This is a genomic window from Roseateles rivi (assembly GCF_043555845.1).
Classification (GTDB): Bacteria; Pseudomonadota; Gammaproteobacteria; order Burkholderiales; family Burkholderiaceae_C; genus Roseateles; species Roseateles rivi.
In genome coordinates this window covers 316,187-339,896 of the sequence record NZ_JBIGHZ010000002.1, presented here as the reverse complement: position 1 = coordinate 339,896, position 23,710 = coordinate 316,187, and the positions used below count along the sequence as shown (strand labels likewise).

Annotated in this window: 19 protein-coding genes; 10 read left to right on the top strand and 9 right to left on the bottom strand. The window is 67.0% G+C overall.

Translation table 11 applies throughout. From position 1 onward, the window contains the following. Positions 1–32 precede the first annotated feature (32 nt). The 5 genes from ACG0Z6_RS05570 to ACG0Z6_RS05550 all read left to right on the top strand — a co-directional run bounded on the left by ACG0Z6_RS05570 (position 33) and on the right by ACG0Z6_RS05550 (position 4,508). Complete coding sequence (locus tag ACG0Z6_RS05570) at positions 33–299, top strand: DUF1653 domain-containing protein (protein WP_394459296.1); 267 nt, start codon at positions 33–35, stop codon at positions 297–299. Between the two features lie 247 nt (positions 300–546). Then, a complete protein-coding gene (locus ACG0Z6_RS05565) occupies positions 547–888 on the top strand; it encodes a hypothetical protein (RefSeq protein ID WP_394459294.1) in 342 nt (113 codons plus the stop codon). Between the two features lie 124 nt (positions 889–1,012). Further along, positions 1,013–1,387, top strand: coding sequence for a bleomycin resistance protein (locus ACG0Z6_RS05560; protein ID WP_394459292.1), 375 nt, complete (start codon positions 1,013–1,015; stop codon positions 1,385–1,387). A 337-nt stretch (positions 1,388–1,724) separates the two neighbouring features. Next, on the top strand, positions 1,725–3,872 hold the full coding sequence (locus ACG0Z6_RS05555) for a PEP-CTERM sorting domain-containing protein (protein ID WP_394459290.1): 2,148 nt from the start codon (positions 1,725–1,727) through the stop codon (positions 3,870–3,872). Positions 3,873–4,199: 327 nt separating this feature from the next. Beyond that, positions 4,200–4,508, top strand: coding sequence for a DUF2834 domain-containing protein (locus ACG0Z6_RS05550; protein ID WP_394459288.1), 309 nt, complete (start codon positions 4,200–4,202; stop codon positions 4,506–4,508). Between the two features lie 109 nt (positions 4,509–4,617). Here the strand turns inward: ACG0Z6_RS05550 and ACG0Z6_RS05545 are convergent, their stop codons facing one another. The 6 genes from ACG0Z6_RS05545 to ACG0Z6_RS05520 all read right to left on the bottom strand — a co-directional run bounded on the left by ACG0Z6_RS05545 (position 4,618) and on the right by ACG0Z6_RS05520 (position 10,772). Continuing rightward, positions 4,618–5,358 carry a 16S rRNA (uracil(1498)-N(3))-methyltransferase gene (locus tag ACG0Z6_RS05545; RefSeq protein WP_394459286.1) on the bottom strand — a complete coding sequence of 247 codons (741 nt, stop codon included), beginning with the start codon at positions 5,356–5,358 and terminating at the stop codon, positions 4,618–4,620. Between the two features lie 63 nt (positions 5,359–5,421). Further along, positions 5,422–6,024, bottom strand: coding sequence for a hypothetical protein (locus ACG0Z6_RS05540; RefSeq protein WP_394459284.1), 603 nt, complete (start codon positions 6,022–6,024; stop codon positions 5,422–5,424). Positions 6,025–6,107: 83 nt separating this feature from the next. Continuing rightward, positions 6,108–7,778: a long-chain-fatty-acid--CoA ligase gene (locus ACG0Z6_RS05535; protein ID WP_394459989.1), complete on the bottom strand. Its 1,671-nt coding sequence runs from the start codon at positions 7,776–7,778 to the stop codon at positions 6,108–6,110. Between the two features lie 117 nt (positions 7,779–7,895). Further along, positions 7,896–9,332, bottom strand: a complete 1,437-nt coding sequence (locus ACG0Z6_RS05530) for an NAD(P)(+) transhydrogenase (Re/Si-specific) subunit beta (protein WP_394459282.1) — start codon at positions 9,330–9,332, stop codon at positions 7,896–7,898. Beyond that, positions 9,332–9,628: an NAD(P) transhydrogenase subunit alpha part 2 gene (locus tag ACG0Z6_RS05525; RefSeq protein WP_394459280.1), complete on the bottom strand. Its 297-nt coding sequence runs from the start codon at positions 9,626–9,628 to the stop codon at positions 9,332–9,334. Before ACG0Z6_RS05525 ends, ACG0Z6_RS05530 begins: the two co-directional genes overlap by 1 nt. 7 nt (positions 9,629–9,635) lie before the next feature. Further along, a complete protein-coding gene (locus tag ACG0Z6_RS05520) occupies positions 9,636–10,772 on the bottom strand; it encodes a Re/Si-specific NAD(P)(+) transhydrogenase subunit alpha (RefSeq protein ID WP_394459278.1) in 1,137 nt (378 codons plus the stop codon). 381 nt (positions 10,773–11,153) lie between these two features. On the opposite strand from ACG0Z6_RS05520, the gene aspA reads away from it, so the two are divergent. The 5 genes from aspA (at position 11,154) to ACG0Z6_RS05495 (ending at position 18,304) form a co-directional block, all read left to right on the top strand. Beyond that, positions 11,154–12,599, top strand: coding sequence for an aspartate ammonia-lyase (gene aspA / locus ACG0Z6_RS05515; RefSeq protein WP_394459276.1), 1,446 nt, complete (start codon positions 11,154–11,156; stop codon positions 12,597–12,599). 23 nt (positions 12,600–12,622) lie between these two features. Continuing rightward, on the top strand, positions 12,623–13,915 hold the full coding sequence (locus tag ACG0Z6_RS05510; RefSeq protein WP_394459275.1) for a dicarboxylate/amino acid:cation symporter: 1,293 nt from the start codon (positions 12,623–12,625) through the stop codon (positions 13,913–13,915). Between the two features lie 116 nt (positions 13,916–14,031). Then, complete coding sequence (locus ACG0Z6_RS05505; protein WP_394459273.1) at positions 14,032–15,906, top strand: sensor histidine kinase; 1,875 nt, start codon at positions 14,032–14,034, stop codon at positions 15,904–15,906. Further along, positions 15,903–17,228 (top strand): sigma-54-dependent transcriptional regulator, encoded by a 1,326-nt coding sequence (locus tag ACG0Z6_RS05500; protein WP_394459271.1) that lies wholly within the window; start codon positions 15,903–15,905, stop codon positions 17,226–17,228. The genes ACG0Z6_RS05505 and ACG0Z6_RS05500 overlap by 4 nt, the downstream gene beginning before the upstream one ends. A gap of 263 nt (positions 17,229–17,491) precedes the next feature. Further along, on the top strand, positions 17,492–18,304 hold the full coding sequence (locus ACG0Z6_RS05495) for a UPF0149 family protein (RefSeq protein ID WP_394459269.1): 813 nt from the start codon (positions 17,492–17,494) through the stop codon (positions 18,302–18,304). A gap of 74 nt (positions 18,305–18,378) precedes the next feature. On the opposite strand, the gene ACG0Z6_RS05490 is transcribed toward ACG0Z6_RS05495, so the two are convergent. From ACG0Z6_RS05490 to ACG0Z6_RS05480, 3 genes are all read right to left on the bottom strand, one after another. Then, complete coding sequence (locus ACG0Z6_RS05490) at positions 18,379–20,850, bottom strand: alpha/beta hydrolase family protein (protein WP_394459267.1); 2,472 nt, start codon at positions 20,848–20,850, stop codon at positions 18,379–18,381. A 47-nt stretch (positions 20,851–20,897) separates the two neighbouring features. Beyond that, entirely contained in the window at positions 20,898–22,202 is a 1,305-nt protein-coding gene (locus ACG0Z6_RS05485) for an Hsp70 family protein (RefSeq protein ID WP_394459265.1), read from the bottom strand. Positions 22,203–22,307: 105 nt separating this feature from the next. Continuing rightward, complete coding sequence (locus tag ACG0Z6_RS05480) at positions 22,308–23,522, bottom strand: glycosyltransferase family 4 protein (protein ID WP_394459262.1); 1,215 nt, start codon at positions 23,520–23,522, stop codon at positions 22,308–22,310. Positions 23,523–23,710: the final 188 nt, after the last annotated feature.

Here is a 23,710-nt window from a genome sequence, read left to right as displayed (position 1 = left end):
CACCGCTGCGCGGCGATGCGCCCTTCTTCACCATGACCAACGAGCTCCCCCCTCTGCCCTCCATCCCCCTCGGCCGCTACCGTCACTACAAGGGTGGCGAGTACGAGGTGCTGGGTGTCGTTCGCCACAGCGAGTCGCTGGAGCCGCTGGTGCTCTATCGGCCGCTGTACAACAACTCGGGGGCCTGGGTGCGGCCGTTTGCCATGTTTCTGGAGTCTGTAGAGCACGCAGGCCAAAGTGTTTCGCGCTTCAGCTGGATAGGGCCTGGAGCCGCAGCCGCCCAGGCGGTACTTGGGTAACCCCTTCCCCCATCGGTATGACTTCCTCTTGGGCAGGGGGGGCTCTAGCATGAGGCTGTTCTCGACTGGCGGGGCTGCAGATGCGGTCTGGGGGTCGGTCGTCCTGGCGGCGTGACCCCGTGCCAACCCCTTTGGGAAAACCATGAAGCAACTTCGGCTCTGCACTCTTCTCTCGACCGTCGCCCTTGCGGCATGTGGCGGTGGTGGTTCTGACGATTCTCTGGTTGGGGCATGTGTGCACACCGCCATGGACCCTGTTCTTCGCATCGAGTCTGTGACGGATGAGCAGGGCCGCAGCCTGGGCACGGTCACCATCTCGGACGTGACCCTTGCCGGCACGCCGGTGCGGGGTGAAGTGCTCTCAGCTGGCGGCACCTCGATCACGCGAAACGGGGACTCGCTGGTATGCACCTTGCCGTGCGGCTTGTTCACACAACCCGGCAAATACGGCTTCACCCTCGGGGCATCTGGCTATGTGGCCCAGACATTCCAGGTCGATGCCAAGTACGCCAATTTTGTGGGGGGCTGCCCGTCCACAAGCTCCGGCGGTACGGTGTTTTCAGCCCGACTGTCGCGCAGCGGAGCTTGATGCATTGAGGTTCTGAGGCGCCGTGAAAGTGGCCCGCCCTGTATTCCCCGATGGACTGGCCCGCGATCTGTACCGGCTGCCCTGTCCGGACGCCTCTTAATGCCGATAGCCCTCTTGAAGACCGATGACTGAGGTTGACCGCTCAATCCCCGTGCTGCCAGCGAAATCCATGGAGGCGACGCTGGCCTTTTACCGCCGCCTGGGCTTTGATGCCGAGGTGGTGTCGACGCCGCCGGCCCCCGACTACGCAATTGCAGACCGGGGCACGCTGGAGATTCACTTCTTTTTGCACGAGGATCTGCTGCCGCAGCAGTCCGCCTTTGGCTGCTATTTCCGGGTGAATGATGTGGACGCCCTCTACCGCGAATACGCGGCCCTTGGCCTGCCCAAGACGGGCATGCCGCGCATCATCGAGCTTGAAGACAAGCCCTGGGGCATGCGCGAGTTTGCGCTGATTGATGAAAACGGTTCGCTGATCCGCATCGGGCAAGAGCTGTAGAGCTCTGCCGCCATCAAACCCCATCCGCACCCAGCAGTGAGCGCTGCTCGGCGCCTGCGCCCCATCGTCGCCCTGCTGCCGCGCTGGCTGCAGCTCAAAGCCGAAGCTTGTGCGGCCGAACTACCCCGCCGCGGGCCCATGTGGACCGGCCCATTGAATGTCGCCGGGCTCGCTGTGGCGGCATGTCTACCCCTCGAACGCTGGGTGATTGTCCCTTTCTTGGTTGACGTCGGCGAGGCGCTGCCACAGGACTGGGTGGGCGACGGCGAACGGACATTTCGCCAGCATTGCGTCTCACGGGCACGCCTCCGTGCTCGACCAGCGACAGGAGCTCCCCATGCCTTCACTGCCTATTGCATCCCGCTTGTCGGGACGGTGTGCGCTGTACCCCTCTCCCTTGCGTCGGACGATTCACCTCGCTTTGACCGGTTTGGCGGCTTGCCTGGCACTGCCTTCAGCCCATGCACTGGAAGCGGTCTGGCTGGGCGGCTACGGTGACTGGGACGACGGCGGGAGCTGGAGCACTCAGGTGGTGCCCAACAACAGCTTTTGGGACGTGGTGATCGCCAACCCCAGTGCCCTCAACATCTCCGATGTCACCCTCAGCAGCATCCGCAGTGTTGGCCGACTGAGCATCCATAGCGGCAGCCTGAGCATCGTCGGGGGGAGCTCGCTCACCGTCTACGGGGGCACCATCACCAACCACGGTGCATTGAACCTGGCGGCCGATAGCAGAGGCTTTGCCAGCATCAATCTGGGTGCCGATACCTTGCTGACGGGCAGCGGCGAAACCGTCATGAGCCAGGTCGGTGGCCGCTATGCCAGCGCGATCAACAACAACGGCTACACCCTCACCATCGACACGGGCCACGTCCTGACTGGCAAGGGCCTGTTGGGCGACGGAACGGGGGGCTTCGTCAACAAGGGCTTGGTCTGGGGGCAAGGCACCAGCCCGCTCTACATCGAGGTGGACAGCAGCAGCGACAAGACCTTTGACAACACCCAGGGCGTGGTCCGTATTGACCATGGCAACGCGCTCAACCTCAGCGGCACCTTGCATGGCGGGCGGATTGAGGGCGTGGGCTCTGCTGCGCTGCAAAGAGGCAGCTTTCGGGACCTGACGCTGGTCGGCTCACTGCAGATTGACGCTGGCAGCTCCATTGAAGTCTCCGGCACCATCACCAACCTTGGGACCTTGAGCATTCCTGGCGGGCCGGGCATCCAGTCCTTGATGGTCCTGAGCGGCGACACCGTGTTGGCCGGTAGCGGGCAAACGGTGATGAGCACCTACCCTGGGGGGCTGGCTGGGGCCATCAGCACCGGCGATGCCACGCTCACCATCGCCGCGGGGCACACCCTGCGTGGCTCGGGCTACCTGGGTGACAGCACAGGCCGCGTCGTCAACCGGGGGCTGGTGCTGGCCGAGGGCAGCAGCCCGCTCAACATTGCGTCCAGCAAAGACCTTCCCTTTGACAACACGCAGGGCCTGGTGCAGGTCGCCGATGGGGGTGATCTGCGGGTCAGTGGCGCAATCAGCGGCGGCACGATTCAAAGCCTGGGGCAGGGCAAGCTGGGCGGCGCCGACTACGAAAACTTGAGGCTCACCGGAACCTTCAGGACTGGGGACTCCCTGCGCCTCAACGACGTGACCATTGCCGACAGCTTGACCATGGATCCAGGTCACAAGCTCTACACCACAGGCACCATCACCGTAGAAGGAACACTGAATTTGCCTGGCTCAGTGCCCAATGTTTCCTCCACGCTGGTCCTGCGTGGCGACACCACTCTGGCAGGCCGCGGGCAGACGCGTCTGGGCCAGAACCAGGTGGGCTACATCCAAACCAACGGCCAGGCCCTGACCATCGCCGCCGGGCACACGGTGTACGGCAGAGGCGGTGTGGGCGACGGCAGTGGCAGCATCGTCAACCAGGGCGTGATTGCCGCCGAAGGAGGCACGCTCTACCTCACCAGCCCACTGGACAACAGCCTGGGCACGCTGCACGTGGGCCGCAGCGGCAGCCTGGTGGTCAGCGCCCCCATGACCTTGGCTGACCCCTCCATGCTGAGCTTTGATGTGGCGGCACAGGCCAACTTCGCGGCCACGCAGCCCGGTGGCCTGCAAGTCGGCAGCACGCATGGGCTGCTGCGGCTGTCGGGCAACGCCGTGTACGACGGCAAGGTGCTGCTGAAATTCAGCGACTACCAGGCGCAAATTGGCGACCAGTTCACGCTGATCAACACCAGCGGCAGCTTCAGTGGCAGCTTTGACACCGCCTGGGGCGAGGGCAATGGGCTGATCTACGGGCTGACCGTGCAATACGGCGAGCACGACGTGAGCTTCACCGTCAACAGCATCAGCGCGGTGCCGGAGCCCAGCAACTGGGCGCTGTTGCTGGGCGGCATCGGGGCGCTGGCCGCGCGGCGTCGGCGACCTGCGACGGTGAACGGGTATGACTGTCCCATGAGCGCAACCCGGGCAGCGTGAGGGCACGCTAGGCCTACGGGGCGCAAAAGCAGTCTGTGGGCCCACCGTCCCCACGGCGCCACTGGCGCTGCTGGCCTTCTCCACCCAAATACGGGGAGGCGAGTCGAAATCGAGGCACTTCAGTCTACTCTTGAGATTCAAGACAAATCAAAGAAACCACATTGCCTGCCCGATATGGCTGTGCGTCACCCTCAAAAGTGCAGCCAAGGCTTGTGTGTCGACGATGTATCAGCTCAAGCGCGATTGGCTGTCTGAATACCTGTGTCAGCAGCTGCGAAGCCCGGCTGTCGGGGTGAATTTTGCGCAACCCCAAAGAGATTTGAAGTCATGAGACGACTATTTTTGATGCTTGTAATTTTTGCATTTGGTGCCCTGACGGCCGCTGCGGTGATGCAGTACGGGCCGGATGGGATTTTGAAGTATCAAATTCAAAACCTCGCCGGAATTCAGGTCATAGTTGATCTGGCTATTGCCCTAGTGCTGTTTATTTTTTGGATGTGGCGCGACGCCAAAGGTCTTGGACGAAACCCATGGATATGGCTGACCATTACCTTGGTTGCGGGTTCTTTTGGCCCGCTCCTGTATTTGGTAACCCGCAAGGAAACGACGAATCTGCCTGCACAAGTTGGCAAGTAGCTGCCGCCCGCATAGGGCCTGCGCGGCCTACCACCCCCGCCTGGGCTTTGATGCCGAGGTGGTGTCAACAACAGCCCTGATTGCACGATGGCAGACCGGGGCACATCAATCAAACCCCATCTGCACCCAGCAATGAGAGCGTGCCCAGCACGGCCAGGGGGGCGGTGTCGGCGCGCAGGATGCGCGGGCCCAGGGCCAGGGCGGTGAAGCCGCGGGCGAGGGCGGCGGCTTCTTCGGCGGGGCTGAGGCCGCCTTCGGGGCCGCTGAGCACCAGGGTGGTGGTGCCGGGCTGGGGCAGGGCGGTGGCCAGGGTTTGCTGGGCGCCGGGGCTGAGCAGCCAGCGGCGTTGGCTGCTGTCGGGGCTGAGTTGGGCCAGCCAGCTGGCGAGGTTTTGCACGGGGTGCACCAGCGGCAACTGGGTGCGGCCGCATTGCTCGGCGGCGGCCACGGCCACGCCCAGCCAGTGCGCGCATTTCTTTTGCGCGCGCTCACCCGAGAGGCGCAGCACGGAGCGCTCGGCCATGAGGGGCTGGATGCTGGCTGCGCCCAGCTCGGTGGCTTTTTCCACCAGGCCGTCCATGCGGTCGTTGGCGGGCATCACCACGGCCAGGTGCACACCGTGGCTGAGTTCGCGCTGCACCACGTGGCGCGCCAGCAGGCGCACGCGCACCTCGCTGCGGCCCATGTGGGTGACTTCGGCTTGCCATTCTCCGCCCCGCCCGTCGAACACGAGCACGCTGTGGCCGGGCTGCAGGCGCAGCACTTGCACGTGGCGGGCTGCCGCGGCGGGCAGGCTGATTTCGGCACTGTCCGCGTGCAGCGGCGTGTCAACAAAGATGCGGGCAGGCATGGCGCAACAACACAAGGCGTGAACAAACCGGCTAGTGTGCCAGCGCCGCCGCCTCTTGCGGGGCTAGGCGCTCAAACCCAGGTGTTCGCGCACGGCGCGGGCGCGGATGCGCCCGTGGGTGGCTTCGATGTCGGCGACCAAGCGCTCGGCCACTTTGAGCAGGGCGTCGATGTCGGCGGCGCGTTCGATGTCCAGGCTGTAGCGGTAGCCTTTGATGAGGCCCAGCTGCTTGCTGGCCAGTTCAGTGAGCCGGGCGTAGAGGGCTTCGTAGCGGGACTTGGGCGGCGTGGCCGTGGGCGGGCGCTGCGCCCAGTTGTCGGGCAGCAGGGGGGCGGTGTTGCTGAGGCGGCTGTGAGGCCAGCGGCTCAGGTCGGCCCAGTCGCTGGGCGGGGATGAGAACTGCGAGCTGGGCAGGCTGCTGTCGGTGCTGCCGATCGGGCCCGCGCCTTGGCGGCTGCGGCGAGCTTGGCGGGCCAGCAGGCCCAGCTCCAGCAGTTGCGCCAGGTCTTGGGCCTGTGCGCCTTGCACCAGCCCCAGCCATTGGGCGGCGGGCTTTTCGGGCGTGATGAGCAGCAGCAGCGTGCGTGTTGCGCGCGAGGCCACGAGCTGGCGTTGGCGGATTTCCTGGCGTCCGGCCTCGGTCTTTTCGTAACGTTGTTCGAGCACAGCGGCCTCCTCGCGCGCCGACGGTAGAGACGCTCTGGCGGCGCCTTGCATTTTGGGGGCTCGATGCGGTGGAGCCCGCCCGATCAGCTTGATTGGCGCAGCTCGCGCCGCAGGATTTTGCCCACCGGTGTCTTGGGCAGCTCGGTGCGGAATTCAATCAGCTTGGGTCGCTTGTAACCGGTGAGGTGGGTCTCGCAGTAGCTGCGCACGTCGGCATCGGTGAGTTGCGGGTTCTTGCGCACCAGCACCACTTTCACGGCCTCGCCGCTGTGCGCATCGGGCACGCCCACGGCGGCGCATTCCAGCACGCCTTCCATTTGCGTCAGCACGTCTTCAATCTCGTTGGGATAGACGTTGAAGCCGCTGACCAGAATCATGTCCTTCTTGCGGTCCACGATGCGGAAGAAGCCGCGCTCGTCGACCATGCCGATGTCGCCGCTGCGGAAGAAGCCGTCGGCTGTCATGACCTTGGCGGTTTCGTCGGGGCGCTGCCAGTAGCCGGCCATGACTTGCGGGCCGCGGATGGCGATTTCGCCCGCCGTACCTTCGGGCACCGGGGCGCCGTCGTCGTCCAGCAGGGCCAGTTCGGTGTCGGGCACGGGCATGCCAATGGTGCCGGTGTAGGCCTTGGAGTCGGTGGGGTTGCAGCTGGCCACGGGCGAGGTCTCAGACAGGCCATAGCCCTCGCAGATGGGGCAGCCGGTTTTCTCCAGCCAGAGCTTGGCCGTGGCCTGTTGCACTGCCATGCCGCCGCCCACCGAGAGTTTGAGCGAGCTCCAGTCCACGCTGGCAAAACCGGGGTGGTTGGCCATGGCCAGGAACAGGGTGTTGACGGCCGGCAAACAGTGAAAGCGCTGGCGCGCCAGCTCTTTGAACAGGCCCGGCAGATCACGCGGGTTGGGAATGAGCACATTGCAGCCGCCCACGTGCAGCGACAGCATCAGATTGGTGGTGAATCCGAAGATGTGATAGAGCGGCAGGGCGCTGATTTGCACCAGCTGCTCGCCTTCGGCCAGCTTCTTGAGCGCAGGCTGGTACCAGGCGGCGGCCTGCAGGGTGTTGGCCACCAGATTGCGGTGCAGCAGCACGGCACCCTTGGACACACCCGTGGTGCCGCCGGTGTACTGCAGCACGGCGATGTCGTTGCCGTTGAGCGTGGGGCGGGTGTAGGGCAGGGCGCGGCCCTGGGCCAGGGCCTGTATGAAGCTCACGGCCTGGGGGATCTCAAAAGCGGGCACCAGCTTTTTGACGTGGCGCACCACGGCGTTGACCAGCATGCCCTTGAAGCCCAGCATGTCGCCCATGGAGGCCAGCAACACATGGCGCGTGGGCACTTGCGGCAGCACCTGCTGCAGCGTGGCGGCGAAGTTCTCCAGGATGATGATGGCGCGCGCGCCGGAGTCCTTGAGCTGGTGTTCCAGCTCGCGCGGGGTGTAGAGCGGGTTGACGTTGACCACCACAAAGCCCGCGCGCAGCACGGCGGCCACGGCCACGGGGTACTGGGGGATGTTGGGCATCATGAGGGCGACGCGGTCGCCCTTTTCCAGGCCCAGGTGTTGCAGGTAAGCGGCCAGAGCCTGGGAGGCGCTGTCTACCTGGGCAAAGTCCAGGCTGCTGCCCATCATCTTGTAAGCGGGCAGGGCGGCATGCTTCTTGAATGCAGTCTCAATCAAATCCAGCAGCGTGCTGTAAACGCTGTAGTCCAAGGTTGCTGGCACGCCTGCGGGGTAGTGCTTCAGCCAGAGTTTGTCCATCACGTCCTTCTCCCAAAACGACATCTCGATTGTCGGCGCGTCGTGCCCGCGCCCCATCAGGGGATTCGATAGCGCACCGAGACGGATGCAGCAAGACCCGGGCACGGCATGGTGGGGCTATTCGATGGCCTTGACCATGTCTTCCACGACTTTTTTGGCGTCGCCAAACACCATCATGGTTTTGTCCATGTAGAACAGCTCGTTGTCCAAGCCCGCGTAGCCCGCGGCCATGGAGCGCTTGTTGACGATGATGGTGCGGGCCTTGTAGGCCTCCAGAATCGGCATGCCGTAAATGGCCGAGCCCTTTTGCAGCGCGGCCGGGTTGACCACGTCGTTGGCGCCCAGCACGATGGCCACGTCGGCCTGGCCGAATTCGCCGTTGATGTTTTCCATCTCATGCACCTGGTCGTAGGGCACTTCGGCCTCGGCCAGCAGCACGTTCATATGGCCCGGCATGCGCCCGGCCACGGGGTGGATGGCGTACTTCACCGTCACGCCCTTGGCGCTGAGCTTGAGTGCCAGCTCCTTGACCGCATGCTGCGCGCGCGCCACCGCCAAGCCATAGCCGGGCACGATGATGACGCTGTCGGCGTTGCCGAGGATGAAGGCCGCGTCGTCGGCGCTGCCGCTCTTGACGCTGCGCTGCGCGCCCGCCGTCTGGGCCGCGGCTGCATCACCCCCAAAGCCACCCAGGATGACGTTGAAGAAGCTGCGGTTCATGGCCTTGCACATGATGTAGCTCAGGATGGCCCCCGAGCTGCCCACCAGCGAGCCGGCAATGATGAGCATGCTGTTGTTGAGCGAAAAGCCAATGCCCGCCGCCGCCCAGCCCGAGTAGCTGTTGAGCATGGACACCACCACCGGCATGTCCGCGCCGCCGATGGGGATGATGAGCAGCACCCCCAGCAGCAGGCCCAGCGCCGTGACCAGGGCAAAGTCCATCAGGCTTTGTGAATGCCAAAAGCCAAAGCAGAAGAACAGCGCAGCCAGCCCCAGCACCAGGTTGAGCGGGTGCTGCAGCGGGAACTGCACCGGCGCGCCCTGGAAGAGGCGGAACTTGTAGCCGCCCGAGAGCTTGCCGTAGGCAATCACGGAGCCACTGAAGGTCACCGCACCGATGAAGGCCCCCAGCGCCAGCTCCACGCGGTTGCCGCCCGGGATGGGGCCGCCATGCGTGGTGATTTGGAAGGCCCAGGGCTCCACCACCGCCACGATGGCGATGCACACCGCCGCCAGCCCGATCATGCTGTGCATGAAGGCCACCAGCTCGGGCATCTTGGTCATCTCGACCTTCTTGGCCATATAGGCGCCCAGGCCACCGCCCAGCACCAAGCCCGCCAACACATAGCTCAAACCGAAGTAGGGGTTGGCCAGCCCTTGCTGCGAGGCCAGCTTGACGATGAGCGCCACCGTGGTGAGCGCGGCAATGGCCATGCCCAGCATGCCAAACACATTGCCCCGGATGGAGGTGGTGGGGTGCGACAGCCCCTTGAGCGCCTGAATAAAGCAGACGCTGGCCACCAGGTACAGCAGCACGACCAGGTTCATGCTCATCATTGCTTCTCCTTCTTCTTGAACATCTCCAGCATGCGCCGCGTCACCAAAAAGCCGCCAAAGATGTTGACCGCGGCCAGGGCCACGGCAAAGGTGCCCAGGTATTTGCCCAGCGCCGTTTCAGTCAGCGCGGCGGCCAGCATGGCGCCCACGATGACGATGGCCGAGATGGCATTGGTCACGGCCATCAGCGGCGTGTGCAGGGCCGGGGTGACCGTCCACACCACGTGGTAGCCCACGTAGATGGCCAGCACGAAGATGATGAGGTTGACGAGGGTGGGGGATACGGTGTCCATACGGGGCTCAGCCTTTGCGTAAAACGCTGCCGTTGTGCGTGACCAGGCAGGCGCTGACGATGTCGTCGTCTGCGGGCAGCTCGAGGGCTGCGGCACCCGCTGGCAGCACCAGCTTGAGAAAGTCCAGCACATTGCGCGCGTAGAGGGCCGAGGCATCGGCGGCCACCAGGGCCGGCACATTGCTCAGGCCCACCAGGGTCACGCCATGCGCCACCACCGTCTGCCCGGCCTGGGTGAGGGGGCAGTTGCCGTCATGCCCCTGCGGGCCCTTGCCCGCGGCCAGGTCCACCACCACCGAGCCCGCGCGCATGGAGCGCACCATGTCCTCGCTCAGCAGCGTGGGCGCGGCGCGGCCTGGGATGAGGGCGGTGGTGATGACCACATCGGCCAGCGCCACGCGCTTGGCCACCTCGGCGCGCTGGCGCTGCAGCCAGCTCTCGGGCATGGGCCGCGCATAGCCGCCCGTGCCCTGGGCGGCCTCGCGCTCTTCGTCGGTCTCGTAGGGCACGTCGATGAATTTGGCGCCCAGGCTCTCCACCTGTTCCTTCACCGCCGGACGCACGTCCGAGGCCTCCACCGTGGCGCCCAGGCGCTTGGCCGTGGCAATGGCCTGCAGGCCTGCCACGCCCACGCCCAGCACCACCACGCGTGCGGCCTTGATGGTGCCTGCGGCCGTCATCAGCATGGGAAAGAGGCGCGGGTAGTGGTGGGCGGCCAGCAGCACCGCCTTGTAGCCCGCCACATTGGCCTGGCTGGAAAGCACGTCCAGGCTTTGCGCACGCGTGGTGCGCGGCGCCGCCTCCAGCGCAAACGCGCTCAGCCCGGCCTGGGCCAGCTGCGCCAGCCCGGCGCTGTCAAAGGGGTTGAGCATGCCCACCAGTGCGGCGCCGCGCTGCATCTGCGCCAGCTCTGCCGTGTCGGGCCGCTGCACCTTCAGCACCAGGGCTGCACCCAGGGCGGTGGGGGCATCCACCAGCTGCGCACCGGCCGCGGCGTAGGCCTCGTCGGTGGCGCCAGCAGCCCCACCGGCGCCGTGTTGCACGAGCAACTCATGCCCTTGCCCCACCAGCTTCTTGACGGTTTCCGGCGTGGCGGCCACGCGTGCCTCACCCGCTGCGCTCTCGCGCGGGATTCCGATTCGCATCTGTGCTTCCCTCCAGGATTGGGTTGGATAGGCCGCCAAGTGTGTGCGGTCCTCGCCCCGAGTCTGACGTCCAGCTTACCTGTAGAGGGTGAAGCCACCACGCCCTTGTGCTTGGGGGGTTTTCCCTAGAGTTGTTCGAAGAAGACGGCCGTGGCGCGGTGAAAAACAGCTTTGCGTTGGCGTCAGGAATCCGGGCGAGTGCATTCGGAAAGCCGAACGCCTGCGGCCAGGGGGCGTACGGAAAGTCGTGCGCGTGGGGCGCTGGGCTGAGCCAAATCAAGCACTTAGCGCAGCACCCGGCCTGGCACGGAGCGTGCAAAAGACAAGGCATGCCGCTGCCGCGCCCTGACAGGGCCGGTGGCTGTTCAAAGGAGATCTCCCATGCGCCCCATCCCTCCCCCTGCTGCAGCCCAGAGCCGTCTTGAGCACGACTTGCTGGGCGACCGCGAAGTCCCTGCCGAGGCCTATTACGGCGTGCACACCTTGCGGGCCTTGGAAAACTTCCACATCAGCGGCGTGCCCATCGCCATCTACCCGGAGCTGATTCGAGCGCTGGCGCAGATCAAGCTCGCAGCGGCGCGCACCAACCACCTGCTGGGCCTGTTGGATGAGCCGCGCTGTCGCGCCATCGTGGCGGCCTGCGAGGAGGTGATGGAGGGGCGGTGGCACGAGCACTTTGTGGTGGACGTGATCCAGGGCGGTGCCGGCACTTCGACCAATATGAATGCCAACGAGGTCATTGCCAATCGGGCCTTGGAGCTGATGGGCCACTCGCGGGGGCAGTACGCCCACCTGCACCCCAATGAGCACGTCAACATGAGCCAGTCCACCAACGACGTGTACCCCACGGCGCTGCGCTTGGCCACCCACGCGGGCATCACGTCCTTGGTGCAGGCCCTGGGGTATTTGCGCCAGAGCTTTGAGCGCAAGGCCGAGGAATTTGCCGATGTGCTGAAGATGGGCCGCACGCAGCTGCAGGACGCCGTGCCCATGACGCTGGGCCAGGAGTTTTCCACCTACGCGGTGATGCTGGGCGAGGACGAGGCCCGCTTGCAAGAAGCCGCTGCGCTGCTGTGTGAGATCAACCTCGGGGCCACGGCCATTGGCACGGGCATCAACGCCCACCCCGACTACGCGGCCGGGGTTTGCCGCGAGCTGGCGCGGGTCTCCAAAGTGCCGGTGGTGACGGCGCCCAACCTGATCGAAGCCACGCAGGACTGCGGTGGCTTTGTGCAGCTCTCGGGCGTGCTCAAGCGCGTGGCTGTGAAGCTCTCCAAGGTCTGCAATGACTTGCGCCTGCTCTCCAGCGGCCCGCGCGCAGGCTTGGGTGAGATCAACCTGCCTGCGCGCCAGGCGGGCTCCTCCATCATGCCCGGCAAGGTCAACCCCGTGATCCCCGAGGTGGTCAACCAAGTGGCTTTTGAGGTGATCGGCAACGACATGACCGTGACCTTTGCCGCCGAGGCCGGGCAGCTGCAGCTCAACGCCTTTGAGCCCATCATTGCCCACAGCCTGTTCAAGAGCGTGCTGCACCTGCGCCGCGCGGCCTACACGCTGGCTGACCTGTGCGTGGACGGCATCACCGCCAACCCCGAGCGGCTGCGCCACAGCGTGGAGCAGTCCATCGGCATCGTCACCGCGCTCAACCCCTACATCGGCTATGCCGCCGCCACCGAGGTGGCCGCCCTGGCGCACCGCAGCGGCCGTGGCGTCAAAGACATCGTGCTGGAAATGGGCCTCATGAGCGAGCAGCAGCTCGCCGAAGTGCTGCGCCCCGAGGTGCTGACGGCACCCCAGCGCTGGCCCGTCAAGGTCACACGCCCCTGAACTGAACTGAAGGACTCTTCGTGATGAAAGCCAATCGCCTCACAAGCTATATCGGCATTGCCCTGTTGCTGGGCATTGCCGTGGGTTATGTCTGCAACGTCTGGGCCGCCAGCGCGGCGCAGGCCAAGGACATTGCCTACTACTTCAGCATCCTCACCGACGTGTTCATGCGCATGATCAAGATGATCATCGCGCCGCTGGTGGTGGCCACATTGGTGGCGGGTCTTGCTGGCATGGGGGACTCCAAGACCGTGGGCCGCATCGGCGTGCGCGCGCTGGGCTGGTTTGTGGTGGCCTCGTTTTGTTCGCTGCTGCTGGGCCTGGTGTTTGCCAATGTGCTGCAGCCCGGCAGCGGGCTGGGCGTGCCGCTGCCTGAAGTCTCGGCCAGCACCAACATCAAGACCAATGCGCTCAACCTCAAGGACTTTGTCTCGCACGTGTTCCCCAAGAACATCGTGGAGGCCATGGCGGCCAACGAGATCTTGCAGATGCTGGTCTTCAGTGTGTTCTTCGGCCTGGCGCTGGGGCAGCTGCACCACAAAGCACCGCGCCACTTGGTGCTGGTGATGGAGGACATCGTGCAGGTCATGCTGCGTGTCACCGAGTATGTGATGCGCTTCGCGCCGCTGGGCGTGTTTGGCGCCGTGGCCGGCGTCATCACCACCCAGGGTCTGGGCATGCTGCTGGTGTTTGGCAAGCTGCTGGGTTCCTTCTACCTGGCGCTGGCTGCGCTGTGGGCCCTGCTCATCGGCGCGGGCTACCTGGTGCTGGGCGGCGACGTCTGGCGCCTGCTGCGCTTGGTGCGTGAGCCCATGTTGGTGGGTTTCTCCACGGCCAGCAGCGAGGCCGTCTATCCCAAGCTCATGGAGCAGCTCGAGCGCTTTGGCGTGCGCAGCCGCGTGACCAGCTTTGTGCTGCCGCTGGGCTACTCCTTCAACCTCGATGGCTCCATGATGTACACCACCTTCGCCGCGCTGTTCGTGGCGCAGGCCTACAACATTCCGCTGGCGCTGGGCACGCAGCTCATGTTGCTGCTGGTGCTGATGGTCTCCAGCAAAGGCATTGCTGGCGTGCCGCGTGCCTCGCTGGTGGTGGTGGCCGCTGTGCTGCCCATGTTTGGCCTGCCTGACGCCGGGCTGCTGCTGGTGCTGGGCATTGACCACTTCCTGGACATGGGCCGCACTGTGACGAATGTGCTGGGCAACGCCATTGCCACCGCCGTGGTGGCCAAGTGGGAAGGGGCTGTGGACGTGCCGCAAGGCGCCGAGTGCCTCGACGACGAAGCCAGTGAACAGCGGGTCGTCGTTGCCCGCTAAAGCCACGCCGCCTGTGCTGCGCGTGTGCAATTGCCGCAACCGCGCACTCAAGGGGGGGCCTGGCCTGCCAGCGCCTGCTGCGGGTGCATAAGATCTGGCTCCCCCTGCCCAACGCCATGTCACGCCGCCTTTTTGTCAACCTCCCCGCTACGGTTTTGATGCTGTTGGTGATGGTGGGTGCCGCGTGGCTGAGCTACCGGCAGGCCGAGCAAGCGGGCATGCAGGAGCTGCACAGCACCGGCGTGCACCGGCTGGACCTGTATGCCGCCAGCCTGGAGCGCGAGATCAACAAGTTCGCGCTGCTGCCTGCGGCGCTGGCTTTGGAAGCTCAGGTGCAAAACCTGCTGCGCGCGCCCAGCGACGACCAGCACCTGCAAGCCGTGTGCAGGCACCTGCAACAGCTCAACAGCCGTGCGGGCACGCTCTCCATCTACCTCATGAATGCCAGCGGGCGCGTGCTGGCGGCCAGCAACTGGGACGCGCCCGACAGCTTCATGGGCGAGCAGCTGCCCTTTCGTCCTTACTTCCGCGATGCCCTGGCCCAAGGCAGTGGACGATTCTTTGGCATCGGCACCACGCGCGGCGAGCCGGGCTACTACCTGGCCTCGGCCGTGATGGAGGGGCGCCGCGCGCTGGGCGTGGTGGTGGTCAAGCTCAGCCTGGAGCAGCTCGAACGCAGCTGGGCCACGGTGGAGACGCCAGTGCTGGTGAGTGACGACAACGCTGTGGTCATCCTCAGCTCCGTGCCCGCGTGGAAGTTCAGGGCGCTGCGCCCGCTGGACGATGCGGCGCGCCAAGCGCTGGACCGCAATCTGCAATACAACCGCCGTGTGGTGCGCCCGCTGGGCCTTGCGGAGCTGGGCCCACAGGGGCAGGACGCGCGCCTGGTGCGTCTGCCTCAGACAGGCACGGCCGAGCCCTCGGTCTACCCCGTGGCCGGGCGCTTTCTGGCGCAGTCCCGCCCGCTGGCGGGCACCACCTGGACGCTGACGGTGCTGTCGCATCTGGAGCAGGTGCAAGACACCGCATTGAGCCGTGCGGCGCTGGGCCTGGTGGCCGCCGCCATGGTGTGCATGCTGGCCTGGGTGGTGCATGAGCGCCGTGGCAATCTCACCATCCGCCTGGCCGCGCGCCAGACCCTGCAGCGCGCGCTGGACGCGCTGGAGCGCACGGTGGCCGAGCGCACCGCTGACCTCTCTGCGGCCAACCAACGCCTGCAAGCCGAGGTGGCCGACCGTATCCACGCCGAACAAACCCTGCGCGCGGCGCAAGACGAGTTGGTGCAATCAGGCAAGCTCGCCGTCATCGGGCAGATGGCCGCAGGCGTGGCGCATGAACTCAACCAGCCCCTGGCGGCGGTGCGCACGCTCTCCACCAACGCCGCGCGCTTTTTGGAGCTGGGCGACCTCAGCACCGCGCAGGGCAATTTGCAGCGCATTGCGGCACTGGTGGACCGCATGGGCCACATCACCGGGCAGCTGCGTGGCTTTGCACGCAAGTCCAGCGGGCAGATCCAGGCCGTGCCCATGGCCCAGGTGGTCGACAACGCCCTGGCGCTGCTGGAGCTGCGCCTGCGCCACGGTGGCACCGTGCTGCAACGCAGCGACGAAAGCCCCAGCCCCGAGGCCCTGTGCGACGCCAACCGCCTGGAGCAGGTGCTGGTCAATCTCATCGGCAACGCCCTGGACGCTGTGGCCGTCCAGCCGCAGCGGCGCATTCACATCAGCTGCAGCAGCACCGCGCAGCGCGTGCGCGTGAGCGTGCACGACAGCGGACCCGGCCTGCCCGAGCACGTGCGCAGCCGTCTCTTCGAACCCTTCTTCACCACCAAAGCTCCGGAGCAAGGCCTGGGCCTGGGTTTGGCCATCTCGGCGGGCATCGTGCGCGACTGCGGCGGCAGCCTCAGCGGCGCCAACCATGCCCTGGGTGGTGCAGTCTTCACCGTCGATTTACCCCGCGCCCCCGACCCCGAAGGCGGCGTCAAGCCATGAACAACCAAGCCCAAGTGCTGCTGGTGGAAGACAACCCGGACGTGGCCCTGGGCTGCCAGCAAGCCCTGCAACTCGAAGGCCTGCGCACCCATTGGGTGAGTTCCGCCGAGCAAGCCCAGCAGCAGCTGGGCGAGCACTTTGCGGGCGTGGTCGTCAGCGACGTGCGCCTGCCCGGCATGGACGGTCTGGCGCTGGTGCGCGCGCTGGCCGCGGCCGACGCGCAGCTGCCGGTCATCATCATCACCGGCCATGGCGATGTGAGCATGGCTGTGCAAGCCATGAAGTGCGGGGCCTACGACTTCATCCAAAAGCCCTTTGCGCCGCAGTACCTGGTGGACGTGGTGCGCCGTGCGCTGGAAAAGCGCCGCCTGGTGCTGGAGGTGCGCGAGCTGCGCCAGCGCCTGAGCCAGCGCGAGCAGTTTGACGGCCGCCTGCTCGGGCGCAGCAAGGGCATGGCCCGCGTGCGCGACTGGGTGGCCAGCGTGGCCGACAGCGCGGCCGATGTGCTCATCGTCGGCGAGACCGGCACCGGCAAGGAGCAGGTGGCGCGCAGCCTGCACGAGGCGGGCCCGCAGCGGCGCGGGCACTTTGTGGCCATCAACTGCGGCGGCCTGCCCGAGACGCTGTTTGACAGCGAAATCTTCGGCCACGAGGCCGGGGCCTACACCGGCGCGGCCAAGCGCCGCATTGGCAAGATCGAGCACGCCAGCGGCGGCACGCTGTTTCTGGACGAAATCGAGTCCATGCCCCTGCCCATGCAAATCAAGCTGCTGCGCGTGCTGCAGGAGCGCACCCTCGAGCGCCTGGGCTCCAACACCCTCATCCCGGTGGACTGTCGCGTCGTGGCCGCCACCAAGCTGGATTTGCTGGCGCTATGCGCCCAGGGCGGGTTTCGCAGCGATCTGTACTACCGCCTGAGCGTGGCCACGGTGGACCTGCCGCCGCTGCGTGAGCGGCGCGAGGACATCTTGCTGCTGTTCGAGCACTTTGTGCTGCAAGCCGCCGCGCGCCATGGCCGCGAGGCGGCAGCGCTCAGCGCCGTGCAGCGCCAGCAGCTGCAGGGCTACCACTGGCCGGGCAATGTGCGCGAGCTGCGCAACGTCGCCGAGCGCTGCGTGCTGGGCATCGAGGGTGGCTCTGCCCCCTTTGCCACCACCAGCGAAGCTCCGCCGCGCTCGCTGGCCGACAGCGTGGCTGCGTTTGAGCGCACCCTCATCGACGAAGCCCTGCGCCAGCACCGCAGCCTGGGCCGCGCAGCGCAGGCCCTGGGTGTACCCAAAACCACCTTGCACGACAAGATTCGCAAATTCGGCCTGAGCTGAGACGCCAAAAAAAAAACGCCCGACCAGACGGGCTGAGCGGGCGTGTCAAAGTCCTAGAAGGACGTCGTTGGGATTGATGCGGTTGGCATCAACCGCATCAACGCTATTGTCAGAGGGGCACTTGCCGCCAGCCATCCCACCAAAGGTGGTGGCAAAGGTCAGAAAGTAGGGATTTGGGCGATTGCTGGCGCGCTCGGTTTGCGCAGCGCACTGCCGTGCCCGCGACGTGCCTTTGCCAAGCCCGGGGCGGATAATCGGCCGCCATGAAACCCCCTGCACCGCCCGCCCGGCGCGGCACCGCCTCGCGCGGTGGCCCGCGTCCTGCCTCCTCGGCCCATGCCCGAGGTCCTGCCACCGCGCCACCGCCCCCGCCCGAACCCTGGAGCGACAAGGACCTGGCCCGCCTGGAGCGGCTGCTGGACGAGGTGCCCGCGCCGCTGCAGCCCATGGAGTTGTCGGTGCTGGACGGCTTTTTGGTGGGCGTGGCGCTGCAGCCGCGCCCGGTGCCGCTGTCGGCCTGGTGGCCCTGGGTGCTGGACGCCGAATCGGCGCGCCAAGCCCCAGCCAGCTTTGATGGCCATGCCCTGCTGGCCACGGTGCAGCGGCGGCTGCGCGAACTCAGCCAGGCCATTGCGCTGCGCCAGTGGTTCGACCCCTGGGTGTTCGAGCTGGACGACGGCGATGAAGACGACGCGGACGACGAAGGCACCGACGAAGCCGCCGAGGATGACGAGGACGTCGACGACGCAGCGCCCGCGCGCAGCCTGGCCTCCGAAGCCGTGGTGCCCTGGGTGGCTGGCTTCAGCCTGGCCACCGAGCTGTTCCCCGAGCTGACCGCGCTGGACGCACAGCGCCTGCTCGAGCCCCTGGCCCAGCTCTATATGCACCTGGACCCCGAGGACCTGGAAGACGCCGACGCGCTGCAAGACGAAATCGACAGCCTGGAGCCCCCCGCCGAGCTGGCCGAGGCGGTCGAATCCCTGGTGCGCGCCAGCCTGCTGCTGGCCGATGTGTCGCAGCCCCGCAGCGCTCCCGCGCCGGGTGCGCGCCCAGCCCGCCGCCCCAGCCGTCGCTGAGGCAGATCAAGCCCAGGTCCGCTGCGCCAGCGCCAAGGGCGTTGAAGCGCCCTCAGCGCTGGCGGTTCTGGGTCTCAGTTCGCGCCTGCGGGCGCGGGCGCCGGGGCTACGGCCGGCCCCACATGGCGGCGCATCCATTCATTCATTTCCCACAGCACATGGCCCACAGACTCGCGTGCGCTGTAGCCATGGCCTTCCAGCGGTAGGCCCACGTAGCGCACCTGGCCGCCCAGGCCTGCCAGGGCTTGGTAGAGGCGCTGGCTTTGCAGCGGGTAGGTGCCGGGGTTGGCATCGGCCTCGCCGTGGATGAGCAGCAGCGGTGTCTTGAGCTGGTTGGCGTAATTGAAGGGCGAGAGCTGCTGGTAGACGGACTGCGCCTCCCAGTAGTTGCGCCGTTCGCTCTGGAAGCCAAAGGGCGTGAGGCTGCGGTTGTAGGCGCCGCTGCGTGCAATGCCGGCCTTGAAGAGCTGGGTGTGCGCCAGCAAATTGGCCGTCATGAACGCACCGTAGCTGTGCCCGGCCACCACCATGCGCTGCGGGTCGGCCACGCCCAGGCGGTCGGCCTCGCGGATGATGGCCTGCGCGTTTTGCGTGATCTGCTGGATGAAGCTGTCGTTGACGGTCTTGGGCTCGCCCACCACGGGCATGGTGGCGTCCCACAGCACCACATAGCCTTCGAGCACCAGCATCAGTGGGCTGGACCCCGTGAGGCTGAAGAAGCGGTTGGGCGCGCCGCTGACCTGGCCTGCGGTGGCCGCGTCGGTGAACTCCAGCGGGTAGGCCCACACCAGGGCGGGGCGGCGCTGGCCGGGCAGCTGGTCGGCGCGCTGGTAGAGCCAGAAGGACAGCTCCACGCCGTCCTCGCGCTTGAACTTCACCAGCTGGCGGCGGATGCTGCGCAGCTGCGGCGCGGGGTCGGCCGGAGCGTGCAGCGCCTGCAGCTGGGCGAGCTGTGGGCCCTGGCGCAGGGTGAGCTGCGGCGGCTGGCTGAAGCTCTCGCGCAGGCTCAGCACGCGACTGGCGCTGGCGTCCAGCGGCTGCAGCGGGCGCTCGTAGAACTCGCCCCCTTCACCCTGACCGGACTGGAACACGCGCGTGCTCTGGCGGCTGGCCAGGTCCAGGCGGTCCAGGAAGGGGCGTTCGCCCTCGGGGCTGGCGCCCGCGCCCACCAGCCACAGCGCGCCGCCGTCTTGGCGCAGGGCCAAGCTGCCGTTGGGCTGTTGGCGCATGAGGGGCAGGCCGGGGTCGCCGTAGCGGTCGCGCGTGGAGCGTTCAAACAGCGTGCGAGCCTTGCCGCTTTGCAGGTTGAGCAGCTCGGTGGTCTGGCGCAGGCGCTTGCGCTCGTAGCTTTGCACCAGGGCCTGCTGGCCGCCTTCGATGGGCAGGAACTGCGTGAGGCGGTGGGCGGTACGGTGCAGCTCCTGTGCCGCGCCGCTGTAGGGCGGGTGCAGCACCATGAGGCGGTCGCGGAAGGTGGCGTGTTGCTCGGGGTCGCCGCCGTCGCGCGCTTCCACCCAGTACAGGGCGGCGTCGGCCGCGCTGGAGGCCCAGAAGTGGCGCGGGCCCGGGACCACGCCCTCCACCGGCACGCCTTCGCGCTGGCGCACCTGGGCGATGCTGCGCACCAGGGCGCCCTGGGCGTTGCGGATTTCCACTTGCCGCGCAAAGTCATTCCAGCGCACGCGGTAGCTGAAGGGCTGCAGCAGGCGCTCGGTCAGCAGCAGGCCATCGCGGCCCAGGGCGCTGATGCTGGCCCACATCTGCGGCTCGCCCAGGGGCTGCACCTGCAGGCTGTCGAGCTGCACGCGCACCAGCTGCGAACGCGCATGGTGGGCAAACAGCGCCTCTTCCTGGGCGTTGCTGATGAGGTCTTGCAGCGTCAGCTCCGGCGCGCGCTGGCCCATGGATTCCTGCACCACCGGGCCGCTGGGCGTGCCCAGCGTGGGCGCCACACCCGGGTTGACGGGGCGCGCCAGCAGCACCAGGCTGCTCGGGCCGCTCCACACCACGTCCTGCTCCAGCAAGGTGTGCAGGGCCAGACCCGGCACCTGGCGCAGCGCGCCGCTGGCCACATCGCCCACCCACAGCTCCACGGCCTCACTGGTGCGGCGGTTCAGCAAAAAGCGCTGGCCATCGGGCGAGAAGCGCAGCTGGTGCCATTGCCCGCCCGCGGGCAGGGCCACGGGCCGCGCCACGCCGCCCTCCACCGGCTGCAGCGCCAAAGACTCGATCACCGGCAGCAGCTGCGGGCTGGCGGTGGCCGGGTCAAAGCGGATGCCGCCGAGCTTGAGCACCGGGCGCGCCAGCTCGGCCACGCTGCGCAGGCGCTGGCTGTGCAGCACGGCCACATGGCGCTGGTCCGGCGCCACCACATAGCTGGGCAGCACCGGCGCGTCCAGCACGGCGCGCAGGGCCGGGCTGGGCTGCTGGTAGGCCAGGGCCGAGGCCGCAGGGGTGGTGGTGTCCTGCGCCTGCACCGCCAGAGGCAGGCACAGACAGGCGGCTTGGGTGAGGGCCAGGGCCAAGGGGCGCAGCTTGAGGGTCATGGCGGTCAAGGCGTTGTGGTGTTGAAGAAAAGGCCGGGCTCAGGCGTTCAGGCAAACACGCGCTTGGCGTGCAGGGCCAGGCCGGCGGCCACGGAGGCAAAGGCGTCGCCTTGCACCAGGCGCGCTTGCGGGAAGGGCGCGTGCAGCGCCTGCACCAGCGCGGGCAGCCCGGTGGAGCCTCCGGTGCAGTACAGCGCGCCGATTTGCTCGGGCGCAAGCCCGGCCATGCGCACGCATTCCTGCGCGGCCGTGGCAATGCGCGCGATGTCTGCGCCCAGCGCCTGCTCGGTCTGCTGCGGGCGCAGCAGCACTTCCAGGCCGGACTCGATCAAGTCCAGGCTGATGGGCACCTCGGCCGCGCTTTGTGCGCTGGCGATCTTGGCGTCCTCGGCCTGCTGGGCCAGCTCGTGGCCGAGCTGCTCGCTCAAGAGCGTCATGAGCCGCGCGTGCTGGCGCACATCGGCGTAAAAGCTCTTCATGTTGCGCAGCTCCAGCACGCGCTGCGGGTTGTAGCAGGTGTTGATCAGGTGCCAGGTGGCCAGGTCGAAGTAGATCTTGCTGGGCACTTCGCGCCCGCTGGGGCCCAGCGCCTTGTAGCCCAGCGCTGGCAGTACCGCGGCCAGCTCGATGTGGCGGTCGAAGTCCGTGCCCGCAATGTGCACGCCGTGGCTGGCCAGAATGTCCTCGCGCCGCTGCAGCTGTTCGCGCCGCTGCGGGCCCACGCGCACCACCGAAAAGTCCGAGGTGCCGCCGCCAATGTCGGCCACCAGCACGTACTGCTCGGCGCTGACCTGGCGCTCGTAGTCAAAGGCCGCGGCAATGGGCTCGAACTGAAACGCCAGCTCGCTAAAGCCCGCGGCGCGCGCCGCGTCTTCGAGCTGCTGCTGCGCGGTGGCGTCGCGCACCGGGTCGTCATCGACAAAAAACACCGGGCGGCCCAGCACGGCCCGCGTCAGCGGCGCGCCATGCACGGCCTCGGCACGGCGCTTGAGCTGCTTGAGGTAGCCCGTGAGCATGTCGGCATAGCGCACGCCGCGCCCACTGCCCACATCGGTGCTGTGCTCGTACAGCTCCGAGCCCAGAATGCTTTTCATCGAGCGCATCAGCCGTCCGCTGTGCCCGGCCACATAGGCCTGCAGCGCGGCGCGGCCAAAAGCACGCGGCGGGCCCTCGGCATCGTGCTTGCCTTCGGCGAAGTAGTACACCGCCGTGGGCATGGTCAGCCGCCCGTCTTCCAGCGGCACCAGGCGCATGCCCTGCTGTGCGCAGGCAATGCCAATGGCGGAGTTGGAGGTGCCAAAGTCAATGGCACAAAAGTCGGCCGCAGTCGGGGAAGAAGAGGTATCGGTCATGCGCAGCGGCGTCCAGCCCAGGGACTGGGCAAAAAGGGCGATTCTAGGGAGCGCCGGTGTTCCGCATCAGAATCCGGCGGTCAAGCCAGGGTGTTGCAGCGCCACTCACCCCCGCAACAAGCCCTCTATGCGCGCCTGACCCTGGGCCAGGCTGTAGTGCTGCAGCACAGTGGCGCGGGCGGCCTCGCGCAGGGGGGCGTAGGCGCTGGGGTCGGCCAGGGCGGCGGCGAGTTGCTGGGCCAGGGCCTGGGGGTTGAAGAAGGGGGTGAGCAGGCCGTTCTCGCCGTGGCGCAGCACTTCGCGCACGGGCGGGGTGTCGGAGCCCACCACCAGGCAGCCGCAGGCCATGGCTTCGAGCATGGACCAGCTCAGCACAAAGGGGTAGCTGAGGTAGGTGTGCACGCGGGAGACCTGCAGCACGCGCACATAGTCGGCATAGGGCAGCTTGCCCAGGAAGTGGATGCGGCTGAGGTCCAGCTGGCCTTGCAGCTCCTGCTGCAGCTGTGCGCGCCAGGTGGGGGCGTGGGCGGGTTTGCCGCCGTAGCTCACGCCCTCGCTGCCCGCGATGAGCACCTGGGCCTGCGGGCGCTGGCGCAGCAGCTCGGGCAGGGCGCGCATGAAGATGTGAAAACCGCGGTAGGGCTCGAGGTTGCGCGCAACATAGGTCAGCACCTCGTCGCCGGCCTTGAGCAGCGGGCCCCCGGGCACTTGGAACTGGGCTTGCGCGTCGGGCTGCAGGCCCTCGAGCGCCACGCCTTCGTGGGCGAGGTGGATGCGCTCGCGCCAGGGCGCGGGGTGCTGGTCGCGCTGCCAGGCGGTGGGGCTGAAGCAGGCGTCGGCGTTGGCCAGGTTGAGCAGGTGCAGGGCGTTCCAGGTGCGCACGCGCGCTTGCGCATCAAAGTTGGCGGGGAACTCGGGGTCAAAGCCCACATCGGCGCCCTGGCCGTTGTAGAACCACTCGCACAGGTGCACCAGGCGCGCCTGGGGAAAGATGTCTTTGGCGTAGAGGGTTTCGCCCCAGCCGGGGTGGGCCAGGATGGTGTCGGGCACCCAGCCCTGCTCGCGCAGCTGCATGAGCAGCCGTGCCACGGCCTGGCCGTGCAGCACGGCGTCTTCCATCTTGCGCAGGTAGTGGTGCTGCTGCGCGCCCACGCTGCGGTGGGGCTTGTAGCGCAGCAGCGCCAGGCCCGGCAGCTCAGGCAGGCCCGGTGCGGTGTCGCGCCCAATGGCCTTGAGCTCCCAACCCGGCCGCGCCAGCCAAGCGCCCACCATGTGGCGGAACTGGCCGGGGAAGTTCTGGTGGATGAGCAGCAGCTTCATGGGGGGCAGGCATGGCCGTCGTGGCAAAACGCCCAGCATATCTGCAGCCCCAAGCGGGCCATGCGCAGACAAAGGCGCAAAAAACGCAGCACCGCCAAGCCTTGACTGTTGCGGCTGGCGCAACAGGTGTTTGCGCCATCACGGGCTTATCGGCGCGCGGTCGTCTCCCGATACTGCGTCGACCCATC

Coding starts and splice junctions, on each gene's coding strand:
- ACG0Z6_RS05480 (WP_394459262.1), bottom strand. CDS start 23,522: ATGAAGCTGCTGCTCATCCACCAGAACTTCCCCGGCCAGTTCCGCCAC.
- ACG0Z6_RS05560 (WP_394459292.1), top strand. CDS start 1,013: ATGACTGAGGTTGACCGCTCAATCCCCGTGCTGCCAGCGAAATCCATG.
- ACG0Z6_RS05525 (WP_394459280.1), bottom strand. CDS start 9,628: ATGGACACCGTATCCCCCACCCTCGTCAACCTCATCATCTTCGTGCTG.
- ACG0Z6_RS05530 (WP_394459282.1), bottom strand. CDS start 9,332: ATGAGCATGAACCTGGTCGTGCTGCTGTACCTGGTGGCCAGCGTCTGC.
- ACG0Z6_RS05520 (WP_394459278.1), bottom strand. CDS start 10,772: ATGCGAATCGGAATCCCGCGCGAGAGCGCAGCGGGTGAGGCACGCGTG.
- aspA (WP_394459276.1), top strand. CDS start 11,154: ATGCGCCCCATCCCTCCCCCTGCTGCAGCCCAGAGCCGTCTTGAGCAC.
- ACG0Z6_RS05505 (WP_394459273.1), top strand. CDS start 14,032: ATGTCACGCCGCCTTTTTGTCAACCTCCCCGCTACGGTTTTGATGCTG.
- ACG0Z6_RS05555 (WP_394459290.1), top strand. CDS start 1,725: ATGCCTTCACTGCCTATTGCATCCCGCTTGTCGGGACGGTGTGCGCTG.
- ACG0Z6_RS05535 (WP_394459989.1), bottom strand. CDS start 7,778: ATGGACAAACTCTGGCTGAAGCACTACCCCGCAGGCGTGCCAGCAACC.
- ACG0Z6_RS05545 (WP_394459286.1), bottom strand. CDS start 5,358: ATGCCTGCCCGCATCTTTGTTGACACGCCGCTGCACGCGGACAGTGCC.
- ACG0Z6_RS05510 (WP_394459275.1), top strand. CDS start 12,623: ATGAAAGCCAATCGCCTCACAAGCTATATCGGCATTGCCCTGTTGCTG.
- ACG0Z6_RS05495 (WP_394459269.1), top strand. CDS start 17,492: ATGAAACCCCCTGCACCGCCCGCCCGGCGCGGCACCGCCTCGCGCGGT.
- ACG0Z6_RS05485 (WP_394459265.1), bottom strand. CDS start 22,202: ATGACCGATACCTCTTCTTCCCCGACTGCGGCCGACTTTTGTGCCATT.
- ACG0Z6_RS05565 (WP_394459294.1), top strand. CDS start 547: ATGGACCCTGTTCTTCGCATCGAGTCTGTGACGGATGAGCAGGGCCGC.
- ACG0Z6_RS05490 (WP_394459267.1), bottom strand. CDS start 20,850: ATGACCCTCAAGCTGCGCCCCTTGGCCCTGGCCCTCACCCAAGCCGCC.
- ACG0Z6_RS05500 (WP_394459271.1), top strand. CDS start 15,903: ATGAACAACCAAGCCCAAGTGCTGCTGGTGGAAGACAACCCGGACGTG.
- ACG0Z6_RS05550 (WP_394459288.1), top strand. CDS start 4,200: ATGAGACGACTATTTTTGATGCTTGTAATTTTTGCATTTGGTGCCCTG.
- ACG0Z6_RS05570 (WP_394459296.1), top strand. CDS start 33: ATGACCAACGAGCTCCCCCCTCTGCCCTCCATCCCCCTCGGCCGCTAC.